The sequence below is a fragment of the Herbaspirillum sp. 1130 genome (genome assembly GCF_017833835.1).
In the GTDB taxonomy this organism is placed as follows: Bacteria; Pseudomonadota; Gammaproteobacteria; order Burkholderiales; family Burkholderiaceae_D; genus Herbaspirillum; species Herbaspirillum huttiense.
Genome location: NZ_JAFICQ010000001.1, coordinates 1,156,784 through 1,180,196, shown reverse-complemented (window position 1 = coordinate 1,180,196; position 23,413 = coordinate 1,156,784). Strand labels below are relative to the sequence as shown.

Genomic DNA, 23,413 nt, shown 5'->3' with positions numbered 1-23,413 from the left:
AGCATCAAAGCCATGAGAACTCATCATCGTCACGTGCTCATGTGCGTGGGTCCGCGTTGTACCGAAAACGGCGTGCTGGCCGAAGCCATGTTCGGCGTGCTGGGCGAGCAGATCGACGCCCGCCCCGAGCTGCGCGTCAAGCGCACCCGTACCCACTGCATGGTGGCCTGCAAGGCGCAGGCCCCGGTGGTGGTGGTCTATCCCGAGGGCGTGTGGTATCGCTGCGAGGATGCCGCCGCCATCGAGCGCGTGGTGGTGGAGCACCTGGAAGGCGGACGCGAAGTGAGCGACCTCATCTTCCATCGCCTTGGCACCGGTGACGTGATGCCGGAAGCGGAGGCCTCCGATGCATGATCCCGTGGCTCGAATCGTCCTGCTGACGCACGCCCCGACCGACCTGGCGCTGCTGGCTGCTGCACGCGCGCAGTTGCCGGCGGAATTCCCCGCCGTAGCGGGCTACGACCTGCAAGCCCTGCAATCTGGCACCGACGAGCAGGGCCAGCCGCTGCGCACGCTGGCGACCCTGCTGCGCACGGAGCTGGCCAGCGCCCAGGTGATCGTGCTGCGCGTCCTCGGACGGCTGGGTGCAGTAGCCGGTTTTCCTGAATTGCTGCGCGCTGCGCGCGCCGAAGGGCGGCACTTGATCGTGCTGTCCGGCACCGGCGAGCCCGATGCCGAACTGGCTGCGGCGTCCACTGCTGCGCCCGATGTGCAACAGCAGGCGCTGGCGTATTTCAACGGCGGCGGCAGCGTCAACCTGGCGCAGTTGCTGCGCTGTCTGTCGGACCGCCTGCTGCTGAGCGGCTACGGCTACGAACCCGCGCAAGCCTTGCCCGAACACGGCCTTTATCATCCCGACCTCGAACAGGACGCCCGCCTCGACGACTGGCTGGCCCTGCGCGCTCAGGCCCCGGCGGGCAAGCCGGCGGTGGGCATCATCTTCTACCGGGCGCATTGGCTCTCGGGCAATACCGCCTTCATCGATGCGCTGGTGGCGGCGCTGGAGGCGCGCGGCATGGATGTGCTGCCAGTGTTTACTTCCTCGCTGCGGGTGTCGGCCAGCAGTGGGGCAACGCTGCCGCCTGCGCTGGCGTATTTCGCCGAGGGCCGGGTCGATCTCATCATCAACACCACCAGCTTCGCCATGGGCGAGATTACGGCAGGCGGCATCACGCCGGCGGGCTGGTCGGTCTCGGTGCTGGAACAGTTGAACCGCCCGGTACTGCAGGCCATCACCAGCGGCATGACGCAGGACCAGTGGCAGCATTCCACGCGCGGCATGAATCCGCTGGATGCGGCCATGAACGTGGTCCTGCCCGAATTCGACGGCCGCATCATCGGCGTGCCGCTATCCTTCAAGCACGCCAGCGAGGCCGGTGTGGTGCAGTACCAGGCCCTGCCGGACCGCGTGCGCCGCATCGCCGGGCTGGCGCAGCGGCTGGTGCGCCTGCGCTGCACGCCCAATGCAGAAAAGCGCATCGCCTTCATCTTCACCAATTCCAGCAGCAAGGCCGCGCAGATCGGCAATGCCGTGGGGCTGGATGCGCCCGAGTCGCTCATGGCCGTGCTGCGCGCACTGGCAGTAGATGGCTACGCCATCGGCGATCTGCCCGACACCGGCACGTCCCTGATCCACGAACTGGTGGACCGCTGCTCCTACGACGACATCCTGCTCACCGAAGACCAGCTGCGCCGTGCTGCCGCGCGCATCCCGGCGGCGCGCTACGCGCAATGGTTTGCCGCGTTGCCCACCGCCTTGCAGGCCAGGATGCAGCGCCAGTGGGGGGCTGCGCCCGGCGAGGCTTACGTGCACGACCAGCATCTGGTGATCGCCGGCCTCGATCTGGGCAATGCCTTCGTGGCCCTGCAACCGCCGCGCGGCTACGGCATGGACCCGGACGCCATCTACCACCAGCCCGACCTGCCGCCCACGCATCACTACTACGCGCTGTACCGCTGGCTGGATGAAGAATGGGGCGCAGATGCCATCGTCCACGTCGGCAAGCACGGCACCCTGGAGTGGTTGCCGGGCAAGGGCGTGGGCCTGTCTGAAGAATGCTTCCCGGATGCCTTGCTGGGCGACGTGCCGCTGTTCTATCCCTTCATCATCAACGATCCCGGCGAAGGTTCGCAGGCCAAGCGCCGCGCCCATGCCGTGGTGGTGGACCACCTGACGCCGCCCATGACCACCGCCGACAGCTACGGCGCGCTGGCCCAGTTGACGCAGCTGGTGGACGAGTATTACCAGGTCGAGGTGCTCGATCCGGCCAAGCTGCCGCTGCTGCAGCAGCAGATCTGGGAGCTGGTGCGGCAGACCAATCTGGATACGGACCTGCAGTACAAGCTGCTGCATCATGACCACGATCATGACCATGAGCACGGGCACGACCATGGGCATCACCATCATCACGGACATCATCATCACGATGACCATCACCATCACCATCATCACGACCATGACCATGCGCACGACGACGGCGCGCTGCCGCACGCGCTGAGTGAACTGGATGGTGCCGGTGTGGCGCACCTGATCGAGGATCTCGACGGCTACCTGTGCGAACTGGGCGCGGCCCAGATCCGCGACGGCCTGCACATCCTCGGCCGCATGCCCGATGGACAGCAACTGCCGGACATGCTGGTGGCCCTGACGCGTCTGCCCAACCAGGACCTGCCGGGCCTGCAGGAAGAAGTGGCGCGTCTCTTCGGCCTGTCGCTGGACATGCTGCTGGAACACAAGGGCCGCCGCCTCAACATCGACGATGCGCTCTCCCGCACGGCCGGACGTGCCATCGTCACCCGCGCCGATGCGCTTGAAGCCATCGATGCGCTGTGCCTGTCGCTGATGCAGTCCCTGCAGCAGCAAGGCTTTGCAGTGCAGGCCATCGAGGGCGTGATCCAGGCCTTGTTCGCCCCCTTGTTCAGCGCCCCCGCCGAAGAAAAACCGCGCCTGCAACCGACCCTGCAAAAAAGCGCAGGCAGCGTGCTCGGCGGCATGCGCGCCATGGCGCGACCGGCCCCGGTCAAGCGCGCAGTACCGGCCGCCGCCATCAAGGCCACCGACACCAGCGCCGTGCGCCGCATCCTCAGCTTCGCCTGCGAACAACTGGTACCGCGCCTGCAGCGCACCGATGAGGAAATCAGCAACCTGCTCAACGGCCTGCGCGGTGGCTACATTCCGGCCGGACCCAGCGGCTCGCCCACGCGCGGCATGGCGCATATTCTTCCGACCGGGCGCAATTTTTACTCGGTCGATCCACGCAGCGTGCCCTCGCAGTCGGCCTGGCGCGTGGGCCAGCAACTGGCGCGCGAAGTGCTGGAGCGCCATCACCGCGAGAGCGGCGACTATCCCGAGAGCGTGGCCATCAGCATCTGGGGCACCAGCGCCATGCGTACCCATGGCGACGATGTGGCGCAGATCCTTTCATTGATGGGCGCGCAGCCGGTCTGGCGCGAAGGCAACCGGCAGGTGGCCGGGGTCGAACTGATCCCGCTGGATCAATTGCAGCGTCCGCGCATCGACGTGACCACGCGCATCAGCGGTTTTTTCCGCGATGCCTTCCCGCAGCTGATCGACCTGATCGACGATGCCGTGCAACTGGCCATCGCCGCCGACGAGCCGGACCACCTGAACTTCGTGCGCAAGCACTACCTGCGCGATCTGCAGCAGGCCATGCAGGGCGGACTGGGCCAGGCCGAGGCGGCGGCGCAGGCCTCCTATCGCGTCTTCGGGGCCAAGCCCGGCAGCTACGGCGCAGGCATCCTGCCGCTGATCCAGGAAAAGAACTGGCAAGACCAGGCCGATTTCGCCGAGGCCTACATCAACTGGGGCGGCTATGCCTACGGCCGCAAGGTGCAGGGCGCGGACCAGCGCGAGGCCTTCCGCCAGCGCCTCTCGGGCGTGCAGGTGGCCTTGCACAACCAGGACAACCACGAACACGACATCTTCGACAGCGACGACTACCTGCAATATCACGGCGGCATGATCGCCACCATCCGCGCCTTGTCCGGCCAGCAGCCGCGCCATTATTTTGGCGACAGCCACGACCCGCAGCGCGCCGCCGTGCGCGACCTGAAGGAAGAAACCCTGCGCGTCTTCCGCGCCCGCGTGGTCAATCCCAAGTGGCTGGCCAGCATCCGCCGCCATGGCTACAAGGGAGGCCTCGAGTTGACGGCCACCGTTGATTACCTGTTCGGCTACGATGCCACCGCCCAAGTGATGGAGGACTGGATGTACCAGCAACTGGCCGAGACCTATGGTTTCGATCCGGCCATGCGCGAGTTCCTGGAGCAGGCCAATCCCTGGGCCCAGAACGCCATCGCCGAGCGTCTGCTGGAAGCCGCCAGCCGCGGCATGTGGCAGACACCTGCAGTACAGACCATCGAACAGTTGCGCTCACTGTACCTGCACAGTGAAAGCCTGCTGGAAGCACGCGGTGAAACCGTGCGCGGCAGTGAACATACCAAGGACATGCAATGACGGCCTTCCATGCCTATCCCTTCGCGGCCATCGTCGGCCAGTCGCTGCTGAAGCAGGCGCTGCTGCTGTGCGCGGTTGATCCCGGCATTGGTGGCGTGCTCGTGCGCGGCGACAAGGGCACGGCCAAGAGCACTGCTGCCCGTGGGCTGACCCAGGTGCTGCCGCCGATCACCCTGAGCGAGGGCTGCGCTTTCCGTTGCGCGCCGGGCCAGCCGGCCAGTGCCTGTACAGTTTGCAATACAGACCCGGTACAGCGTCAGGACACCGTACCCTTCGTGACCTTGCCACTTGGCGCCACCGAAGACCGTGTGCTCGGTTCGCTCGACCTGCAGCAGGCGCTCCAAGGTGGCCAGCGCGCGTTCCAGCCCGGCCTGCTGGCTGCGGCCCATCGCGGCATCCTCTACATCGATGAAGTCAATTTGCTGGCCGACCACCTGGTCGATGTGCTGCTGGATGTGGCCGCCATGGGCGTCAATTCAGTGCAGCGCGATGGCATCTCGATCAGCCATCCGGCGCGCTTCACGCTGATCGGCACCATGAACCTGGAAGAGGGCGATCTGCGGCCGCAATTGCTGGACCGCTTCGGCCTCATGGTGGAAGTGAGCGCACCGACCGACAAGACCGTGCGCGCCGAGGTGGTACGTCGCCGCATTGCCTTCGAGACTGATCCTGGCGCCTTTGCGCAGCGCTGGCAGCCGCAGCAGGACGCCTTGCTTGCGCAGGTGGCCGAGGCCCAGCGCCTGCTGCCAGCAGTGGTGCTGGATGATGCCATGCTGGAGCTGATCAGCCATCTCTGCTGCGAGTTCGAAGTGGCGAGCCTGCGGGCCGACATCGTCATGCACAAGACCGCGCGCGCCATCGCCGCCCTGCAGGCCCGCACGCGGGTTACGCCCGATGATGTACGCGAGGCCGCCTTGCTGGTGCTGCCGCATCGCCGCCGCCGCAAGCCCTTCGAGCAGACCGGCATGGACGAGAACAAGCTGGATGATCTGGTCGATCAGGCGCGCCAGCCCGAGCCGACGCCGCCGCAAGCTGAACATGGCGATACCCGGGGCGAAGATGCGGAAGAGACGCCTCCCTCCGATGAGCCGCAGCAGGAACAGGAGCAGGAAGGCGAGGGCGGGCAACAGACCTTCGCCGTTGCCGCAGCGGGTACGGCCCGCAGAATCAGTGTGGCTGCCACGCCGCAAGCCGCCGCCAATGCAGCCAGCGGCCGCCGCAGTACCGTGGCTGATGCCAACCGGGGCAGCGCCGTGCGCGCCGTGCCCGATGCGAATCCGGACCGCCTGGCCATCGGTGCCACCCTGCGCAGTGCCGCCGTGCGCGGCGCACTGGCGGGCGAGACGGACGGGCCACTCACCGTCACCCGCGACGACCTGCATCGCCAGGTCCGCAGCGGGCGCGGTGCCAACCTGATCGTCTTCGTGGTCGATGCGTCCGGCTCCATGGCCGCACAGCGGCGCATGGAAGCGGTCAAGGGCGCGGTGCTTGCGCTGCTGACCGATGCTTATCAGCGCCGCGATCAACTGGCCGTGATCGCCTTCCGTGGCGAGCAGGCGCAATTGCTGCTGGCCCCGACCCGTAGCGCCGATCTGGCCGAGCAGGGCTTGCGCGAACTGCCTACTGGTGGCCGCACGCCATTGCCGCATGCGCTGCAACTGGCGGCACAAGTGCTGCAGCAAGCCGCCCACCACGGCGCGCAGGAAGCCCCCCCGCTGCTGGTGATCCTCTCCGACGGCAAGGCCAACGTCAGCCTGCCCGGCAGCAGCGGCGACCCCTGGACCGAAACCCTGCAAGCCGCACAGACGCTGGCCGCGCAGGGCGTACCGGCCCTGGTGCTGGACACCGAAGCCGGCTACCTGCGCCTGGGCCGTGCGGCCCAGCTGGCCGAGGCGCTGGGTGCGCCTTGCCTGACCCTCGAACAATTGACCGGCGACGCTCTGGCGTTGACCGTGCGCGCGCAACTGGGCGCGCGCTGAACAAGGAAAACACATGATCATCTGCATCGGCGCCGGACCCGGCGACCATTCCTACCTGACGATGCGCGGCGCGGAACTGATCCGCAATGCCGACGTGGTGGCCGGCTTCAATGCCGTGGTCGATGTGGTCAAGGACCTCATCCCCGTCAGCGCGCAGGTCGTGCTGATGGGTTATCGCGACCAGGTCGCCAAGCTCGACGAAGTCGCCGCCCTGCATCACGCGGGCAAGCGCTGCGTGGTGGTCTTCATGGGCGATATCCACTTCAGCGGCTTCCAGTACCTGGAGCGCGTGGAGCGTGCTTGCGGCCATCGCGTGGAGACGTTGCCGGGCATTTCCTCGGCGCAGATCCTCGCTTCCAGGGCGCGGGTGTGCTTTGATGAAACGACCTTCATCACCTTCCACCGGCGCGGCGATCTGGAGCCTTTCAAGCGCCATCTGGTGAACGTATTGAACGATGGACGCAATGCCATCGTCATCCCTTGTCCGTGGGATGCGGCGCGCTCCTTCATGCCGCGCCACATTGCGACTTACTTGCTGCAGCAGGGCGTCAATCCGGATCATCCCACGGAAGTCTGGGAAAACCTGACCCGGGGCGATGCCGAGTGGCACGGCAAGCTGGCCGATTGTGCCGACAAGGAATTCAGCGACATGAGCATCATGCTCATCCGCACCTTGACGCCCATGGACAGCCAGATCGAACCGCCGCCGGAGAAGGTGGCAGCGGGAGCTCGGGCATGAGCGCCACGCGCCAATCGGCCGTCGTGATCGCCGGCCACGGCAGCCGCGATCCCGATGCCCTGCGGGAATTCGAGGCACTGGTGGCGCTGGTGCGGGATCGCGCCGAGGGCCGCATCGTGCGCCATGGCTATCTGGAATTTGCGGCCCCCACGATCTCGGAAGCGGCGGCTGCCTGCGTGGCCGACGGCGCCACCGAAGTGGCGGTGGTGCCCGGCGTGCTGCTGGGCGCGCGCCATGCCAAGAACGACATGCCGGCCGAACTGCTGGCCCTGGCCCGCGATTATCCGCAGGTCGATTTCCATTTCGGCGCGCCCATGGACCTGCACCCGCTGCTGCTGCAACTGGTGCAGCAGCGCGTGGTGGAAGCCGAAGCCGGTTCGGAAGAAATCATCCATCGCCAGGATGCCTGCCTGGTGCTGGTCGGCCGTGGTACCACCGATCCGGACGCCAATGGCGAGATCGCCAAGCTGGCGCGCATGGTGCAGGAAGGCATGGGCTTTGGCGGCGTCAAGGTTTGCTTCTCGGGCACGGCCACGCCGCTGGTGCGGGACGGCTTGTCCCAGGCCGCTGGCGAAGGCTGGCAGCGTCTGGTGGTGTTGCCGTTCTTCCTTTTCGATGGCGTGCTGGTCAAGCGCATCTACGCCGCTGCCGATGAACTGGCACAGCGCGAGCCGGGCGTGGAAGTGCTCAAAGCGGCCTATCTGGGCGTGCATGCGCACGTGGCCGATGTGATGCTGGAACGCGCGCGTGATGCCGCTGAAGGCCGTGCCGCCATGAACTGCACGCTCTGCAAATACCGGGTGCAGATCGTCGGCTTCGAGCAGCAGGTCGGCGAGCCGCAGCGCGCGCATCACCTGCAGGTGCGTGATCTGTCCGCGCGCGAGCAACTGGCGCCGGCCACGGCAGGCACGGCCCCTTACGTGCCCCATCCCATCGAAGCGGAAAGCATGGAGATCATCCAGGCCGGACGCGACTGGAGCGGCTTCCCGCCCGATCACCTGACGGTCCTGCAGCGCCTGGTCCACACCAGCGGCGACTTCGCCGTGGCCGATGAAATCTATTTTTCTGCCGGTGCCGTGCAGGCCGGCATGAAGGCCTTGCTGCGCACCAAGCGGGTAGTAACGGATGTGACGATGGTCCAAACGGGTCTCAAGCGCGCCGTGCTGGAACAGCTGGGTGTGGAAACCTGGTGCGGCGTGCATGATCCCGAATCGCACCTGATGGCGCAGAACCTGGGCATGACGCGTTCGGCCGCCGGTATCCGCCGCGCCTGGCAAAAGTTTGGCAACGACATTGTGTTGGCCATCGGCGATGCACCGACGGCCATCACCGAGGCGGTGCGCCTGATCCGCGAACACGGCTGGCGGCCGCAACTGGTGATCGGCCTGCCGGTCGGTTTCGTCGGCACGCGCGAGAGCAAGGATGAACTGCGTCGCTGCCTGCAGGTGCCGCGCATCACCAACAGCGGCACGCGCGGCGGCTCGCCCTGGGCGGCCAGCGTGGTCAATGCACTGATGATCGATGCCATCGCCTGGCTGGTCGCGCAGGAAGCGCAGAGCGAAGGCGTGCAGTGAACGAGGCCAGCGGCGAGCTGCAGCGGGCCGAGTACGACCTGTCCGTGCTGGCGCCCAATGGCCTGCGGCGCGGACGCAGTACCGGCAGTTGCGCCACCGCTGCGGTGCGTGCGGCCTTGTATCGCTTGCTGGCGGGCATGACGGTGCAGCAGACCGAAGTGAGCCTGCCCGATGGCCTGCATTACCTGAGTGTGCCGATCCAGTCGGTGAGCATGATCGATGCCGATACCGCGCAGGCGGAAGTGCTCAAGGATGGCGGCGATGATCCCGACAATACGCACGGCGCGACCATTGTGGCGCAGGTGCGGCGCAATGCCGGGGGCGAGATACGGTTCTTCGCCGGCGAGGGCGTCGGCACGGCCACCATGCCGGGCTTGCGGGTAGCCGTCGGCGAGCCGGCCATCAACCCGGTGCCGCGTGCCATGATGCGGGCGGCCGTGGCGGAGGTGCTGGCGGAGCTGTTGCCCGGTGCGCAGGGATGGGGCTTCGACCTCACCATCGGCTGTCGCGAAGGTCTCTCGATTGCGCCCAAGACTTTCAATCCCAAGCTGGGCATCGTCGGCGGCATTTCCATCCTGGGCACCTCGGGCATCGTGGAGCCGATGTCGATGGCCTCGTGGATCGCCTCCATCGAGGTCTACATCCGCGTCGCCCTGGCCGCCTGCGCGCCGGGCGATGCGGTGGCTTACCTGCCGGGCAAGATCGGCCGCGTCTTCGTGGCACAGACGCTGGGCCTGCCCGACAAGCGCAGCGTGCAGATCGCCAATTTCCTCGGCGATGCGCTGGACTTCACGCAAAAGGCGCTGGCCGAAGAGGGACGCACGCTGCCGCTGCTGTGGCTGGCGGGGCATCCGGGCAAACTGGCCAAGGTGCTGGATGGCGTATGGGATACACACTCCAGCAAGAGCAACATGGCCATGCAGGGCGTGGCCCGCGTGGCCGAAGAAATGAACGCGGCAGGGCAGGGCGTCTGGTTTGACGCCGCCCTGCTGCAGCAGATGAAGGAAGCCAATACGGTGGAAGCAATCATAGAACTGGTGCGCCAGCAGGATGCCGCGTTGTCGCGCCGCCTCTGGTGCGAGATCGAATCCCGCATTGCGGCGCTTGCCCATGCACGCGTGCCGGCGGTTGAACGCATCGCGGTGCGGCTGTTCGATCTGGATGGACAGCAACTTGGAGAGGGCGCATGAGCGGACGTCTCACGGGGATCGGTGTCGGCCCCGGTCCGGCCGGCTATCTGCCGCTGGCGGCGCTCACTGCGCTGCGCTCGGCCGATGTGATCTACATGCCGCGTGCGCGTGGCGCGGACTTGTCGGTGGCCCTGCAATGCCTGGAAGGTGTGGAGTTTGACCGTAGCCGCTTGTGCGAGATCGAATTCAACATGGACCCGGACCGTCAGGTCCTGCAGGAACATTACGCGCAATTGGGCCAGCAACTGGCGGCACAACTGCGTGAGGGCTTGCAGGTGGTGTATCTCACCATCGGTGACGCGCTGACCTATTCGACCTACGGCTATGTGCTGGCGGCGGTGCGTGACCTGTATCCCGGGTGTGATTGCGTGACGCTGCCCGGCATCACCAGCTACGCCGCTGCGGCGGCCGCGCTGGAGTGGCCGCTGGGGGTGGGCAAGGAGCGCACGCTGATCCTGCCCTGTCCGGAAGACGCCGCTACCCTGCGCGCCGAGATCGAAGGCCATGACATCGTCGTGCTGATGAAGGTCGGCGCGCGCCTGCCCTGGGTGCTGGCCTTGCTGCGGGAGATGGGCATTGCGCAGCACTGCGGCTTCGCCCGTCGCATCGGGCTGGAAGGTGAAGTGCTGGCCACTGACCTCACCTCGCTGGATGCGGCAGAAGCGAGCGGCTATCTCGCCGTGCTGCTGATCCGCAAGACGGCCCAGGCGCAGCGCCATCGCGCGCCCCAAGAGAATTCGAAAGGAAATGCATGAAAGTTTATTTCGTCGGGGCCGGCCCCGGTGCGGCCGACCTCATCACCCTGCGCGGTGCGCGCCTGCTGGGCCAGGTGCGCATGGTGCTGTATGCCGGTTCGCTGGTGCCGACCGCCTTGCTGGAACATTGCCACCCCGAGGCCGAGATCATCGATACCGCCGCCCTCGATCTGGAGCAGCAGCAAGCTTGCTACGTGCGTGCGCACGAGCAGGGCATTGATGTGGTACGACTGCATTCGGGCGATCCCGCCATCTACGGCGCGACTGCCGAGCAGATGCGCCGTCTCGATGCGCTGGGCATTGCCTATGAAGTGGTGCCGGGGGTGTCGTCCTTCACCGCTGCCGCAGCGGCGGTGTCGGCTGAACTGACCAAGCCGGAGGTGTCGCAGAGCGTGATCCTGACGCGGGTGTCGGGACGTGCTTCAGCGGTGCCTGAATCGGAATCGATCGCTTCGCTGGCGGCACATCGCGCCACCATGTGCATCTTCCTCTCCGGCCCGCACCTGAAGAAGATCGTCAACGACCTGCTGCTGCACTATCCGCCGGAAACGCCCGTGACACTGGTCTATCGTGCGACATGGCCGGAGCAGCGCGTCTATCAGGGCTCGCTCGACAAGGTGCTGGAAGAGAACAAGCGCGGCGAGTGGAACCTGACCACCATGATGCTGGTGGGTGCCGCCCTGAACAAGGAACAGGTCGCCGAATCCAGTCTCTACTCCAAGGACTTCACGCACCTCTTCCGCGTGGTCAAGAAGAACAAGGACGCCGCATGAATCCCCCCGTCGCCCCGGCTGAACTCGGCCTGTGGCCGGTGCGTACCGAGGCGGCGGCGCTGGCTCTTTACCTGCAGGACAGGCTGGGCGGCGAGCTGTATCAGCCGTGGCTGCAGGCCGAGGGCGGACTGTCGCAGCGGCAGCAGTTTGCGCTGGCCTATCGCCGCCATCGTCAATGGATCATGATCGGCGCCACCGGCATTGCCGTGCGCTTCCTGGACGGCCTGCCGCAGGACAAGCACAGCGATCCGGCACTGGTGGTGGTCGATGAGGTGGCCCGTTTTGCCATCGCCTTGCTGGCCGGACATGAGGGCGGGGCCAACGGCCTGGCCTATCGCGTGGCGCAACTGACGGGGGCGCAGCCGGTCGTGACGACCGCCACGGAAGCGGTCAAGCCGCTGGTACTGGGCATAGGTTGCCGCAAGCTGGCCTCGGCAGAGCAGATTGCCCTTGCCGTGTCGCAGGCGCTGGATCTGTGCCCCGGCACGTCACTGGCCGAGGTGCGCGAAGTGGCCACCATCGACATCAAGGCGCAAGAGCCGGGCCTGCTGGCCTTTTGCGCCACCCATGACTTGCCGCTGCGCGTGATTGCACGCGAGCAGATCGCCCAGCGTGCCTGGGTCGGCAAGCCCTCGGAGTGGGTGCGCCAGAATGTCGGCGTGGACGGCGTCTGCGAACCGGCCGCCTTGATCGCCAGCCCCCGTGGCCGTCTGTTGCTGGGCAAGACCGCGCTGGACGGGGTGACCGTGGCCGTGGTGGATGACGCCGATGCTTGGCGGACATTCAAAGACAAGCTGTAAAACATGGAAAGTATGCAGATGGAAGTCGTCAAGAAAAAAGGCGTATTGAACCTGGTCTCCGTAGGCCCCGGTTTTGAAGAGATGATCATCCCGCGCGCCATCGAGGCCTTGCGCGACAGCGAGGTCATCGTCGCCTACGAGTTGTATTTGCGCTGGATCGCCTCGCACATCGTGGGTAAGGAAATCCACACGCCGCCGCTCACGCAAGAGCGCGAGCGCGCCTTGCTGGCCATCGAGCAGGCCCGCGCCGGACGCCGCGTGGCGCTCATCTCCAGCGGCGACATCGGCATCTACGCCATGGCCGCGCTGGCCTTCGACGACATGCGCGAGGACGATACCTACGAGGTCAACGTCATTCCCGGCGTGACCTCGGCCAATGCCTGCGCTTCGCTGCTGGGGTCGCCACTGTCGCATGACTTCGCCACGCTGTCGCTGTCGAACCTGCTGTGCCCGTGGTCATGGATCGAGCAGCGCGCCAGCCACATCGCCCAGGCCGACCTGGCCTGCGTGCTCTACAACGTGCAGAGTGCCGGGCGGCAGGAGGGCGTCTATCGCATCCTGCAGCTGATGCTGCAACACAAGGCCCCGCACACCCTGTGCGGCGTGGTGCGCAACGCCTATCGGCCGGGCCAGCAGGTGTCCATTCATCGCCTGGATGAATTGCCGGGCCTGCAGTTCGACATGCTGACCTCGATCGTCATCGGCAACCGCTTTACCCAGCGCAAGCGCGACTGGATCTTTACCCCGCGCGGCTACAACGACTGGAGCGAAGAATCGCAGGCCGCTGAAGTGGCGCAACTGCCGCAGCGGGCGGTGTGGGTCTTTGCCGGCACCAGCGATGGCAACCTGGTGGCACGCGAGCTGGCCGGGCAGGGCGAGCGGGTGGTGATCTCCACGGCGACCGCTTATGGCGGCGAACTGGCCAGCCAGGATTGTCCGGGGGCTCACGTCTGGTCCGGCCGCCAGGGCGTGGAAGCGCGCCGCCAGGCCTTGCGCGAGAGCCAGGCGCGCGTGCTGGTGGATGCCACGCATCCGTTTGCGGTGCAGATGTCGCAGCAACTCATGACGCTGGCCAAGGAGTTGGCGATACCGTATCTGCGCTACGAACGTGCTAGCGACCTGGCCGCCGATGACCCGCACGCCTGCGCCGACATGGAAGAAGCCGCCACCCGCGCCATCGCCATGGGCCGCCGCATCTTCCTGGCCACCGGCTCCAAGGACCTGGGCAGCTTCCTGCAGGCGCCCGGTGCGGCCGCCAAGCAATGGTTCGCGCGCGTGACCGCCGATCCGGACTTCATCAAGCGCGCGCTGGAGCTGGGCTTGCCGCGCGCCCACCTGTGCGCCATGCAGGGACCGTTCTCGCAGGCCTTCAATGAAGCGCTGTGGCGGGATTGGGGCATCGACTGCGTGGTCACCAAGGATTCGGGCGAGGCCGGTGGCTATCGGGCCAAGGTGGAGGCGGCGCGCGCCTTGGGCATCCCGCTGTTGACGGTGCGCCGGCCAGCGCTGGCCTATCCGCAGGTGGCCCATGATGTGCCGGCCCTGCAGGCGCAACTGGCGGCACTGGCCGGGGGCTGAAGATGGCCAGCGTCTTACCTTCCTTGCCGCCACCATTGCCGCCGATACCAGTAACAGTGGTGACGGGTTTCCTCGGTGCCGGCAAGACCACTTTGCTGCGCGGCCTGGTCCAGCGCCGCCAGTCGCGCCGTCTGGCCTTGCTCATCAATGAATTCGGCGAGGTCGCCATCGATGGCGACTTGCTGCGTGCCGAAGGAGATGCGCAGGGTCATGTACAGATCCAGGATTTTGCCCATGGCCTCATCGCCTATGGCGACGATGAACATTTCGTCCCCGCCATGCTGGCCCTGGCCGCACGGCGGGCACAGATCGATCACGTGCTCATCGAGACGTCCGGCCTGGCCCTGCCCAGTGCCGTCATGGAAGTGCTGCAATCGCCGGAACTGGCCCCGCACTTCGTGCTCGATGCCACGCTGGCCGTGGTCGACACGCCGCTGCTGCTGGAAGAAGCCTTTGCCAGCGGCGACGCCGTGCGCGATGCGACGGCGCAGCTGTTCCGCCAGCAGCTGGAATGCGCTGACGTGGTGGTGTTGAACAAGATCGATGGCATGGAAGAAGCGCCGCTGCTGCAGGCTGAGGAGACCGTGCGCGCATTGGCACCGAACGTGCGTTTCCTGGAGCTTGCCTATGGAGCGAGGCTGGACATCCGTCTCGCACTCGGCTTGCGCCTGCACCAGGCAGGCAGCACCGTGCATCACCATTACACGCCGGTCGGCATGCCGGGCGAACGCTCCACCGTGGCAGCGGACCAGTGGCGCTTCAATGGCCATGCACACTCCGGGCTGGGCGCGCACAGCCATGGCTTGTCCACCCACAAGCATTTCCATGAGCAGGATCCCGGCTGGCAATCCTTTACGCTGCGCAGCCAGGCAGCGCAGGAGCCGGAGTCCCTGCGCCGTGCCGTGGTGGCCGTGGCGCTGGACCAGCCCATCCTGCGCACCAAGGGTTTCATCGCCACTGCCGAGGGCAGCACGCAATTGCTGCAAGCCGTGCGTGCGCGGGCCGTCGTGGCCGGCGCGCAGGGCGGCAAGAGCGCGGGACGATCGGAACTGGTCTTCATTGGCTACCACCCCAGTCGCACGCGTGTGGCGCAGTTGCTGTCGTCGCTGACCGGCACCGAATGGATTTGAATTTGTTGCAGTACCAGGAAAGAACCTCACCATGAAAACCGATCCCGAATCGCACAAGCGCATGACCCAGCGTCACAAGGAGGGCTTCGAAAAGAAGAAGGCCGCCGCCCAGAAGGAAAAGGGTCTGCTGATCGTCAACACCGGTACCGGCAAGGGCAAGTCCAGTGCCGCCTTCGGCATGGGCATGCGCATCCTCGGCCACGGCATGAAGCTGGGCGTGGTGCAGTTCATCAAGGGCGCGCTCTACAGCGCCGAGCGCGACTTCCTGGGCGGGCACGCCAACTGTGACTTCCACGTCGTCGGCGAAGGTTACACCTGGGATACCCAGGACCGCGACGCCGACATGCGCACCGCCGCGCGCGGCTGGGACGAGGCCGTGCGCATGATCGGGGATCCGAGCTACGACATGGTGATCCTGGATGAACTCAACATCGTCCTGAAATACCAGTACCTCGATCTGGAGGAAGTGCTGCGTGTCTTCGCGGCACGCCGCGAGATGCTGCACATCGTCGTCACCGGCCGCCATGCGCCGGAGGCCTTGATTGAACAGGCCGACCTGGTCAGCGAGATGCGCCCGCTGAAACATCCCTACAAGGAGCAGGGCGTGAAGGCGCAGAAAGGCGTGGAGTTCTGATGTCTGCCCCGCAATATCGTTGCCCGGCCCTGTTCATCTCGGCCCCGGCCTCCGGCCACGGCAAGACCACCATCACCGCCGCCCTGGCACGCTTGTATCGCCACCAGGGCAAGCGGGTGCGGGTGTTCAAGACCGGCCCGGATTTCCTCGATCCGATGGTGTTGCAGCAGGCCAGCGGCCAGCCGGTGGCCAACCTCGACCTGTGGCTGGGCGGGGAGGATCACTGCCGCCGCCAGGTGGCACTGGCCGCCGCCGAATCCGATGTGCTGCTGGTGGAGGGCGTGATGGGCCTCTTCGATGGCGAGCCCAGCAGTGCCGACCTGGCGCAGTTGCTGGGCATTCCCATCGTGGCCGTCATCAATGCGCGCGGCATGGGCCAGACCATCGGCGCGCTGGCGCAAGGCTTGCTGGCCTATCGTCCCGAGCTCAAGTTCGCGGGGGTGCTGGCCAATGGCGTGGCAAGTCCGCGCCATGCGCAGATGCTGCGCCAGGGCCTGCAGAATGCACGGCCTTCAGTGCCGCTGCTGACCGGCTTGCAGCGCGACATGCAATTCGCCTTGCCGGAGCGCCACCTGGGCCTGGTGGCTGCGCCCGAGATCGCCGATCTGGATGCACGCCTGGATGCCGTGGCCGAAAGAATGTCCGCTACTTCACTGGCCAATCTGCCTCCGGAAGTGGACTTCGGCACGCCCCCGCCGGAACGCGCATTCCCGCGCCTGCTGGAGGGCAAGACCATCGCCGTGGCGCGCGATCTGGCGTTTTCCTTCATTTACCCCGCCAACCTCGATCTGCTGGCGCTCATGGGGGCCACCGTGACCTTCTTCTCGCCGCTGGCCGATGAAGCGGTCCCGGAGTGCGACGCGGTCTGGCTGCCGGGCGGTTATCCGGAACTGCACCTGCCAGCCCTGCAGGCCGCGCAACGTACCCAGTCCAGGCTGCGCGCGCATGCCGGGGCCGGCAAGCCGCTCTATGCGGAATGCGGCGGCATGCTGTTCCTGCTGGAGACGGTCATTGCCGGTGACGGCAGCAGCGGCCAGCTGTGCGGCATCCTGCCCGGCCAGGCCACGGTGCAGCCGCGCCTGCAGGGACTCGGTTACCAGACCTTGCAACTGAACCTGCCCGGTGCAGTCGGCGAGCATCTGCGCTGCCATACCTTCCACTATTCGCGTGCGGTGGTCGGGGCGGAATTCATCGCACGCGGCGAGCGTCTCTTTGATTCTTCCGAAGGGGAAGTGGTCTATCGCCGTGGCCAGGTCACCGCCAGCTATCTGCACGCCTATTTCCGTTCGGCGCCGCGCACGGTGGCGGCGCTGCTGGGAGGGGCGGCCTCATGAGCGAGGGCGTCTCTCACCGCTATCCGCAGGCGCAGATCGATGCGGTCTACCGTGTCATTCGCGAGCGGCGCGACATGCGCCATTTCCTGCCCGATCCGGTTGCGCCTGACCTGCTGGAACGCCTGCTGCAGGCCGCCCATCATGGCCCCAGCGTGGGCTTCATGCAGCCGTGGCGTTTCATTCGCATCCGCAGCCAGGCGCTGCGCCAGCAGATCCATACGTTGGTGGAACAGGAGCGCATCGCCACTGCTCGCGCACTGGATCAGCGCGAAGACGAATTCATGCGCCTGAAGGTAGAAGGCATTCGCGAGTGTGGCGAGGTACTCGTCGCCGCACTGATGGATCAGCGCGAGACCCATATCTTCGGTCGCCGCACCTTGCCGCAGATGGACCTGGCCTCGCTGTCCTGCGCGCTGCAGAACATGTGGCTGGCCGCCCGTGCCGAAGGGCTGGGGATGGGCTGGGTATCGCTGTTTGAACCGGCGGCACTGGCGCAATTGCTGCATCTGCCTGAGGGTGCCGAACCGGTAGCGGTACTGTGCCTGGGCCACGTGCCCGCATTCTATGACAAGCCCATGCTGGAGCAGGAGCAATGGGCGACCCGCCAACGTTTGGAGGACCTGGTCTTTGAAGACCGCTGGCCCGTGCAAGGAGCATCACAAGCATGACTTCCCCAATCTCAACCCGACATCGCAGCCTCATCTTCGGCGGCGCCCGCAGCGGCAAGAGTGCGCACGCGGAGCGCCTGGCCCTGGCGGCGGCGCAGTCCGGTCCGCAGGAGATCGTCTATCTGGCCACCGCCAATCGCGCCGCCAGCCGCGACGATGCCGAGATGCAGCAACGCATCGCCCATCACCAGCAGCGCCGCCGCGCGCTGGGCGGCCACTGGAGCACCGTGGAAGAACCGCTGGCATTGGGTCAGGCGCTGCGGAGCCTGAGCCGGCCCGAGTCCGTGGTGCTGGTCGACTGTCTCACCGTCTGGCTGGCCAACCTGCTCTTCGCCGAGGGCGTGGACTATCCGGAGGTAGGGCCGATCACGCCGCCGCTGGCCTTTACGCAGCAGCGCGCGGATTTCCTGCGCGCCTTGCAGGACGCGCAGGGTAGCGTGATCCTGGTCTCCAATGAAGTGGGTATGGGCATCGTGCCGCAGGGGGCGATCTCGCGCTGGTTCGTCGATGAGGCAGGGCGCCTGAACCAGGCTGTAGCGGCCCTGTGCGAACGCGTGCAATGGGTGGCGGCCGGCCTGCCGCTGACCTTCAAGGACCATCCATGTTGAGCGGGCTGTCGTGGCCCGCGCTGGCCGCATTGGTGGCGCTGGGCATCGCGCTGGACCTGCTGCTGGGCGAGGCGCGGCGCTGGCATCCGCTGGTCGGCTTCGGCCACCTGGCCAAGCGCATCGAGGGCGCACTCAATCACGCTCCCGCGCTGCGTCTGCGCGGTGTACTGGCCTGGTGCCTGGCAGTGTTGCCGCCGGTGCTGGCTTGCGCTTGGCTGCTCTCCGTATTGCCGGGATGGCTGGCCGCGCTGGCGCATGCGGCGCTGCTGTATTTCTGCATCGGCCTGCGCAGCCTGCGCGAACATACGCTGCCGATTGCGCAGGCGCTGGCGCAAGGCGATCTGCCACTGGCACGGCGGCTGACCTCGTACATCGTCAGCCGGGATACGCGTGAGTCCGGTGAGGGCGAGCTGGCCAAGGCGGGCGTTGAATCCCTGCTGGAGAATGGCAACGATGCCGTCTTCGGCACCTTGTTCTGGTTTCTGGTGGCGGGCGGTCCGGGGGCGTTGCTGTTCCGGCTGGCCAATACGCTGGATGCCATGTGGGGCTATCGCAATGCGCGTTTCCTGTATTTTGGCTGGTCTGCCGCCCGCATCGATGATGCCCTCAACTGGCTGCCCGCCCGCCTGACCGCGTTCTCCTATGCGTGGCTGGGCCAGCGCCGCCAAGCGCTGGATTGCTGGAAGGCGCAGGCACCCGCTTGGAGCAGCCCCAACGCCGGCCCCGTGATGGCGGCCGGTGCCGGCGCACTGGGGCTGGCCCTGGGCGGACCTGCCATCTACGACGGTGAAGTGGAAGAGCGCCCTCCGCTGGGACGCGGCCTGCCGCCGCAAGGGCCGGACATCGTGCGTGCCTGGCGTCTGGTGGCGATGAGCACGGCGCTATGGGTGGCCGTGGTCTGCGCGCTGGCAGTGCTGACCCTCGCAGTCGGAACGGGAGCGCACCATGCTTGAACACGGCGGCAATCTGAACGAAGCGGCCCGCCATTACGGCCGTGCGCGCAGTGAATGGCTGGACCTCTCTACCGGCATCAATCCGCGTCCTTACCCGGCCCCTGCACCTGCGCCCGATGCATGGCATCGCCTGCCCGAGCCCTCGCACGCGCTGGAACGGGCCGCCTGCGCGTATTACGGCGCGCCCCGCCTGCTGGCCGTGGCGGGCACGCAAGCGGCGATACAGGCATTGCCGCAACTGCGCCTGCAACAGCAAGGCCGACCGGCACAGGTGGTGGTCGCGGCCCCCATCTATGCCGAACACGCCCACTGCTGGCGGCGTGCAGGGCATGCCGTGCGGGAGGTGCCGTATGACGATCTGGATGAGGCGGTCCGTGAGTCGCGCTGCGAGGTGCTGGTGCTGTGCAATCCCAACAACCCGACCGGTGCCATGGCGGCACCGGAGGATGTATTACGCTGGTCGACGCTGCTGGCCGCACGCGGTGGCTGGCTGGTGGTGGATGAGGCTTTTGGCGACACCGTGCAGGGCCACAGCGTGGCCGCCCACAGCGGCCAGCCTGGCCTGATCGTGCTGCGGTCGGTCGGCAAGTTTTTTGGCCTGGCCGGTTTGCGGCTGGGTTTCGTGGGGGCTGCGCCCGCCGTGCTGGAGGCGCTGGCCGACTGGCTCGGTCCCTGGTCCATCAGCGGCCCGGCGCAGCAGATCGGCAGCGCCGCGCTGTGTGATCGACCATGGCAGGCCGCCACGCTGCAGACCTTGCTGGCCGAAGGCGAACGCCTGCATGCGCTGCTGGCGCAGCACGGCATCCGCGCCAGTGGTACGGCGCTGTTCCAGTGGTGGCCCGAGCCCGAGGCGCAGGCGTTTCATGAATCGATGGCGCGTGCCGGCATCTGGGTGCGCCTCTTCACGCGCGGCGCCGGTGGCATCCGGCTCGGCCTGCCGCCGGATGAAGCGGGCTGGACGCGTCTGCAAGATGCCTTGAACACATGGAGCCAACGTGGCTGATTTTCCCTTTCATACCTTGATGATCCAGGGCACCACGTCGGATGCCGGCAAGAGCACCCTGGCCGCTGCGCTGTGTCGTCTGCTGAAGAAGGATGGCATCGGCGTCGCCCCCTTCAAGCCGCAGAACATGGCCTTGAACAGCGCCGTCACCAGCGACGGTGGCGAGATCGGACGGGCCCAGGCCTTGCAGGCCCAGGCCGCCGGTATCGCGCCCCACACCGATATGAACCCGGTGCTGCTGAAACCTTCCAGCGATACCGGCGCTCAGGTCATCGTGCATGGCAAGGTGCGCGCGGATATGAACGCCCGTGACTATCACCGCTACAAGACCGAAGCCATGCAGGCCGTGCTGCAATCCTACGAGCGCCTGCGCACGCAATATGCCTGCGTGATCGTGGAGGGCGCGGGCAGTCCGGCCGAGATCAACCTGCGCGCGCGTGACATCGCCAACATGGGCTTTGCGGAAGCGGTCGATTGTCCGGTCATCATCGTGGCCGACATCGACCGGGGCGGCGTCTTCGCCCATCTGACCGGCACCCTCGATTGTCTTTCCGAGAGTGAGCGCGAGCGCGTGATCGGCTTCGTCATCAATCGTTTTCGGGGCGATATCAGTCTCTTGCAGGGTGGCCTGGATTGGCTCGAAGCCCGCACCGGCAAGCCCGTGCTGGCGGTGCTGCCTTACCTGCACGGACTGCATCTCGATGCCGAGGATGCCGTGGCGGCCACGCAGGAAGTCAAGGGCGATTTCCGCATTGTGGTGCCGGTCTTTCCGCGCATCAGCAACCACACCGACTTTGACGCGCTGCGCGCCCATGCCGGTGTGGACCTGCGTTTCATCGGGCCGGGTCAGCCGGTGCCGCCCGCCGATCTCATCATCCTGCCGGGCAGCAAGAACACGCGCGGTGACCTGCGCTGGCTGCGGGAACATGGCTGGGACACGGCCATCGCGCGCCACCTGCGCTATGGCGGCAAGCTCATCGGCATCTGTGGCGGCTTCCAGATGTTAGGGGAGAGCGTGGACGATCCGCATGGTGTGGAAGGTGCGCCCGGCAGCAGTGCCGGCCTCGGCTTGCTGCCCATGCGTACCGAACTGACGCGTGAGAAGAAACTGCTGCAGGTCAGCGGCCAGTGTGCCTTCGGAGAGACGGCTGCAACGGTCAGTGGCTACGAGATCCACATGGGCGTGTCCTCCGGCCCGGCGCTGGGGTGTCCTGCGTTCGTGATCGACGGGCGCGGCGAGGGTGCGCAATCGGAAGATGGTCAGATTCTGGGCAGCTACCTGCATGGCATGTTCGATACGCCGCAAGCCTTCGGTGCGCTGCTGGCCTGGGCCGGACTGGCGGGAACGGAGCCGGTGGATCTGGACGCGCTGCGCGAGGCCAGCCTGGAGCGTCTGGCCGAGTCCTGCCGGCCCTTGTATGACGCCCTGCAGCGGGTGCCGACGCGGTTTGCGCTGAAGTAATACGGCAGGCCAGACGCACGTCTGATTGCCTGGCGCTGCCGGAAGGGCGGCTTGCTAACGCAAGGTGTACATCAAGGTGCCATAGCCGGTCTGATCGTAACCACCACTGTTGGGTCCGTAGTCGCCGCCGCCGCCCTCCGGCCGCACCTTCTCGGCAAAGCGTTGCACGGCGGGCGCGGGCAGGCCTTTGAGCACCACATAGTGCTGGTACAGCAGTTCCCAGATCGGGCGTATTTCGCCTCGGCCTGCGGGTGAGATGGTCTCCTGCGTCACGTCGCTGTTGTGATAGGGCGTGAAGGGAACGGTATCGCCCAGGTTGTAGCGCGCCACATATTCGGCACCGCGCAGCAGCCGATTGTTTTCGTAGCCGAACAGGTCATCACCCTGGTTCCAGGCCATCTGGCAGAACGCGCCGGCAAGGGCCAGGTCCAGCAGGCTGTGTCCCTGGTCGCGACCGCTTTCCTGAATCTGGCCAAGACCGTCGGGATGGAGCGTCCAGACCAGATTGTTGATGGCACCATTGCCGGCTCCCTGCTTGAAGTAGCGGACGGCTTCCTGGTAGAGATCGTGGCGATCGGCCAGGATCCCGATCGCCATCATCGAACTCATGTTGGCGAGGTCCCAGTTGGCCCAGTAGTGATCGATGCGGGCCCCATTGTGGCGGGTGAGGAAGTCGTGATTCATCGGGTAGAAGACCCGCAGCATCATGTCCTTGAACGCGTTGAAGCCGCCGCCGGGCCAATGTGGATAGTCGCGCAGGAGTTCTCCTGCGTTGGCCAGCTGGTAGCCATAGATGCCCGATGCCAGGAAGCGGTCCGAACTGCCTTCGATAGCCTGCAAGGTGCTGGCCCATGCGTCAAGCAAGAGCGCAGCGCGCGCGGCGTAGCGATCGTCGCCGCTGATTTTCCAGCGCAGGGCCAGGGCATAGGCTGCGGCCGCATCATTGAAGAGGCGGCTGTAGTTTTCTGCATGTCCGGCTCCATCCTTGCCGCGATAGATCACCGGGACCGCCGCCGGCTGCCAGTCGAGGCCGGCGTGGCGGTTGCCGGTGAGGCGCTGCCAGCCTGCAGTCCAGGGCTGGTCCATGGCGGCCAGGCGGGTCTTGATCCGGGTGAAATCCGCGGTGGTGTGCAGGCCGCCCGGATGAACGAAGGCGCTGCCTTCGGCCTCCGCCAGCGGCGTGCATCCCGCGCACAGGCAAAGCAAGGCGGTACGCAGTGTGGTTCGGGTGGTCTGGAAGAAAATTGTCAGCATGGTGTGCGCGTGAAGGGGCGACAGTGGAGTGTCCAGCAAAGCCTGGGATCACTGAACCGGGCTCGTCCTCTGACTGCGTAACGTTGGCCGGGTTCAGCTCAGATCAAAGGCGTTTCACTTGCCTTGTCCTGTGAGCGGTGGTCTGCCTCGGCGGCCCCGGTGTCACGGTGCAGCGTGTCAGCCAAAGAAAATCCCGGCCTTGCGGGCCGGGATGCGGTTGGGGGAGTGGCGGATGAGAATCAGGCCAGGGCTTCCTTGGCGGCTTCTTCCGGGGTGAGGCCATCGTAGTAGAGGTCAGTGAACCATTCGACCTGTTCCTCGATGTGCTCTTGTGCCTGGTCCAGCGTGGCACCGCCCTTGACCAGGAATTGCTCGACTTCGGTACACCATTGGATCAGGGCTTCGGTTTCCGGGTCCAGTTTCTCTTTCTTGGGCATGTTGACTCCTTTGCTTCGGTGATGATGGGCGTGAGTGCCCTGTGCAAGGATAGGCCAAACCGGCC

At 66.3% G+C, this 23,413-nt stretch carries 20 protein-coding genes; 18 read left to right on the top strand and 2 right to left on the bottom strand.

Going from position 1 to position 23,413, the window contains the following annotated elements:
- Positions 1-12: 12 nt before the first annotated feature.
- The 18 genes from JOD78_RS05120 to JOD78_RS05035 are packed head-to-tail and all read left to right on the top strand — an operon-like array spanning position 13 to position 21,657.
- Positions 13-354: a ferredoxin gene (locus tag JOD78_RS05120; RefSeq protein WP_166675565.1), complete on the top strand. Its 342-nt coding sequence runs from the start codon at positions 13-15 to the stop codon at positions 352-354.
- The gene (locus tag JOD78_RS05115; RefSeq protein ID WP_209566744.1) at positions 347-4,477 is read left to right on the top strand and encodes a cobaltochelatase subunit CobN; all 4,131 of its coding nucleotides are present in this window, start codon (positions 347-349) and stop codon (positions 4,475-4,477) included. Before JOD78_RS05120 ends, JOD78_RS05115 begins: the two co-directional genes overlap by 8 nt.
- The gene (locus JOD78_RS05110; RefSeq protein ID WP_209566742.1) at positions 4,474-6,456 is read left to right on the top strand and encodes a putative cobaltochelatase; all 1,983 of its coding nucleotides are present in this window, start codon (positions 4,474-4,476) and stop codon (positions 6,454-6,456) included. Before JOD78_RS05115 ends, JOD78_RS05110 begins: the two co-directional genes overlap by 4 nt.
- 13 nt (positions 6,457-6,469) lie before the next feature.
- On the top strand, positions 6,470-7,195 hold the full coding sequence (locus tag JOD78_RS05105) for a cobalt-precorrin-7 (C(5))-methyltransferase (RefSeq protein WP_209566740.1): 726 nt from the start codon (positions 6,470-6,472) through the stop codon (positions 7,193-7,195).
- Positions 7,192-8,769: a precorrin-8X methylmutase gene (locus JOD78_RS05100; RefSeq protein ID WP_209566738.1), complete on the top strand. Its 1,578-nt coding sequence runs from the start codon at positions 7,192-7,194 to the stop codon at positions 8,767-8,769. Before JOD78_RS05105 ends, JOD78_RS05100 begins: the two co-directional genes overlap by 4 nt.
- Complete coding sequence (gene cbiD / locus JOD78_RS05095; protein WP_209566735.1) at positions 8,766-9,959, top strand: cobalt-precorrin-5B (C(1))-methyltransferase CbiD; 1,194 nt, start codon at positions 8,766-8,768, stop codon at positions 9,957-9,959. The genes JOD78_RS05100 and cbiD overlap by 4 nt, the downstream gene beginning before the upstream one ends.
- A complete protein-coding gene (cobI, locus tag JOD78_RS05090; RefSeq protein ID WP_209566733.1) occupies positions 9,956-10,714 on the top strand; it encodes a precorrin-2 C(20)-methyltransferase in 759 nt (252 codons plus the stop codon). Before cbiD ends, cobI begins: the two co-directional genes overlap by 4 nt.
- Positions 10,711-11,487 (top strand): precorrin-4 C(11)-methyltransferase, encoded by a 777-nt coding sequence (gene cobM / locus JOD78_RS05085; protein ID WP_209566731.1) that lies wholly within the window; start codon positions 10,711-10,713, stop codon positions 11,485-11,487. The genes cobI and cobM overlap by 4 nt, the downstream gene beginning before the upstream one ends.
- Positions 11,484-12,287 (top strand): cobalamin biosynthesis protein, encoded by an 804-nt coding sequence (locus tag JOD78_RS05080; protein ID WP_209566729.1) that lies wholly within the window; start codon positions 11,484-11,486, stop codon positions 12,285-12,287. Before cobM ends, JOD78_RS05080 begins: the two co-directional genes overlap by 4 nt.
- Positions 12,288-12,305: 18 nt before the next feature.
- Entirely contained in the window at positions 12,306-13,865 is a 1,560-nt protein-coding gene (gene cobJ / locus JOD78_RS05075) for a precorrin-3B C(17)-methyltransferase (protein ID WP_209567624.1), read from the top strand.
- A 2-nt stretch (positions 13,866-13,867) separates the two neighbouring features.
- The gene (locus JOD78_RS05070; protein ID WP_121041546.1) at positions 13,868-14,995 is read left to right on the top strand and encodes a GTP-binding protein; all 1,128 of its coding nucleotides are present in this window, start codon (positions 13,868-13,870) and stop codon (positions 14,993-14,995) included.
- Positions 14,996-15,026: 31 nt separating this feature from the next.
- Entirely contained in the window at positions 15,027-15,629 is a 603-nt protein-coding gene (gene cobO / locus JOD78_RS05065; RefSeq protein WP_121041544.1) for a cob(I)yrinic acid a,c-diamide adenosyltransferase, read from the top strand.
- The gene (locus tag JOD78_RS05060) at positions 15,629-16,963 is read left to right on the top strand and encodes a cobyrinate a,c-diamide synthase (protein WP_209566727.1); all 1,335 of its coding nucleotides are present in this window, start codon (positions 15,629-15,631) and stop codon (positions 16,961-16,963) included. The genes cobO and JOD78_RS05060 overlap by 1 nt, the downstream gene beginning before the upstream one ends.
- Entirely contained in the window at positions 16,960-17,631 is a 672-nt protein-coding gene (bluB, locus tag JOD78_RS05055) for a 5,6-dimethylbenzimidazole synthase (protein ID WP_134135828.1), read from the top strand. The genes JOD78_RS05060 and bluB overlap by 4 nt, the downstream gene beginning before the upstream one ends.
- Complete coding sequence (gene cobU, locus JOD78_RS05050; RefSeq protein ID WP_204726537.1) at positions 17,628-18,239, top strand: bifunctional adenosylcobinamide kinase/adenosylcobinamide-phosphate guanylyltransferase; 612 nt, start codon at positions 17,628-17,630, stop codon at positions 18,237-18,239. Before bluB ends, cobU begins: the two co-directional genes overlap by 4 nt.
- The gene (gene cbiB / locus JOD78_RS05045) at positions 18,233-19,192 is read left to right on the top strand and encodes an adenosylcobinamide-phosphate synthase CbiB (RefSeq protein ID WP_204726536.1); all 960 of its coding nucleotides are present in this window, start codon (positions 18,233-18,235) and stop codon (positions 19,190-19,192) included. The genes cobU and cbiB overlap by 7 nt, the downstream gene beginning before the upstream one ends.
- Positions 19,185-20,195, top strand: coding sequence for a threonine-phosphate decarboxylase CobD (gene cobD / locus JOD78_RS05040; RefSeq protein ID WP_209566725.1), 1,011 nt, complete (start codon positions 19,185-19,187; stop codon positions 20,193-20,195). Before cbiB ends, cobD begins: the two co-directional genes overlap by 8 nt.
- Positions 20,188-21,657, top strand: coding sequence for a cobyric acid synthase (locus tag JOD78_RS05035; RefSeq protein ID WP_134135822.1), 1,470 nt, complete (start codon positions 20,188-20,190; stop codon positions 21,655-21,657). The genes cobD and JOD78_RS05035 overlap by 8 nt, the downstream gene beginning before the upstream one ends.
- Before the next feature lie 54 nt (positions 21,658-21,711).
- Here the strand turns inward: JOD78_RS05035 and JOD78_RS05030 are convergent, their stop codons facing one another.
- Entirely contained in the window at positions 21,712-22,911 is a 1,200-nt protein-coding gene (locus tag JOD78_RS05030) for an alginate lyase family protein (RefSeq protein WP_209566723.1), read from the bottom strand.
- A gap of 239 nt (positions 22,912-23,150) precedes the next feature.
- On the bottom strand, positions 23,151-23,348 hold the full coding sequence (locus JOD78_RS05025) for a hypothetical protein (protein ID WP_008329502.1): 198 nt from the start codon (positions 23,346-23,348) through the stop codon (positions 23,151-23,153).
- Between the last annotated feature and the right edge of the window lie 65 nt (positions 23,349-23,413).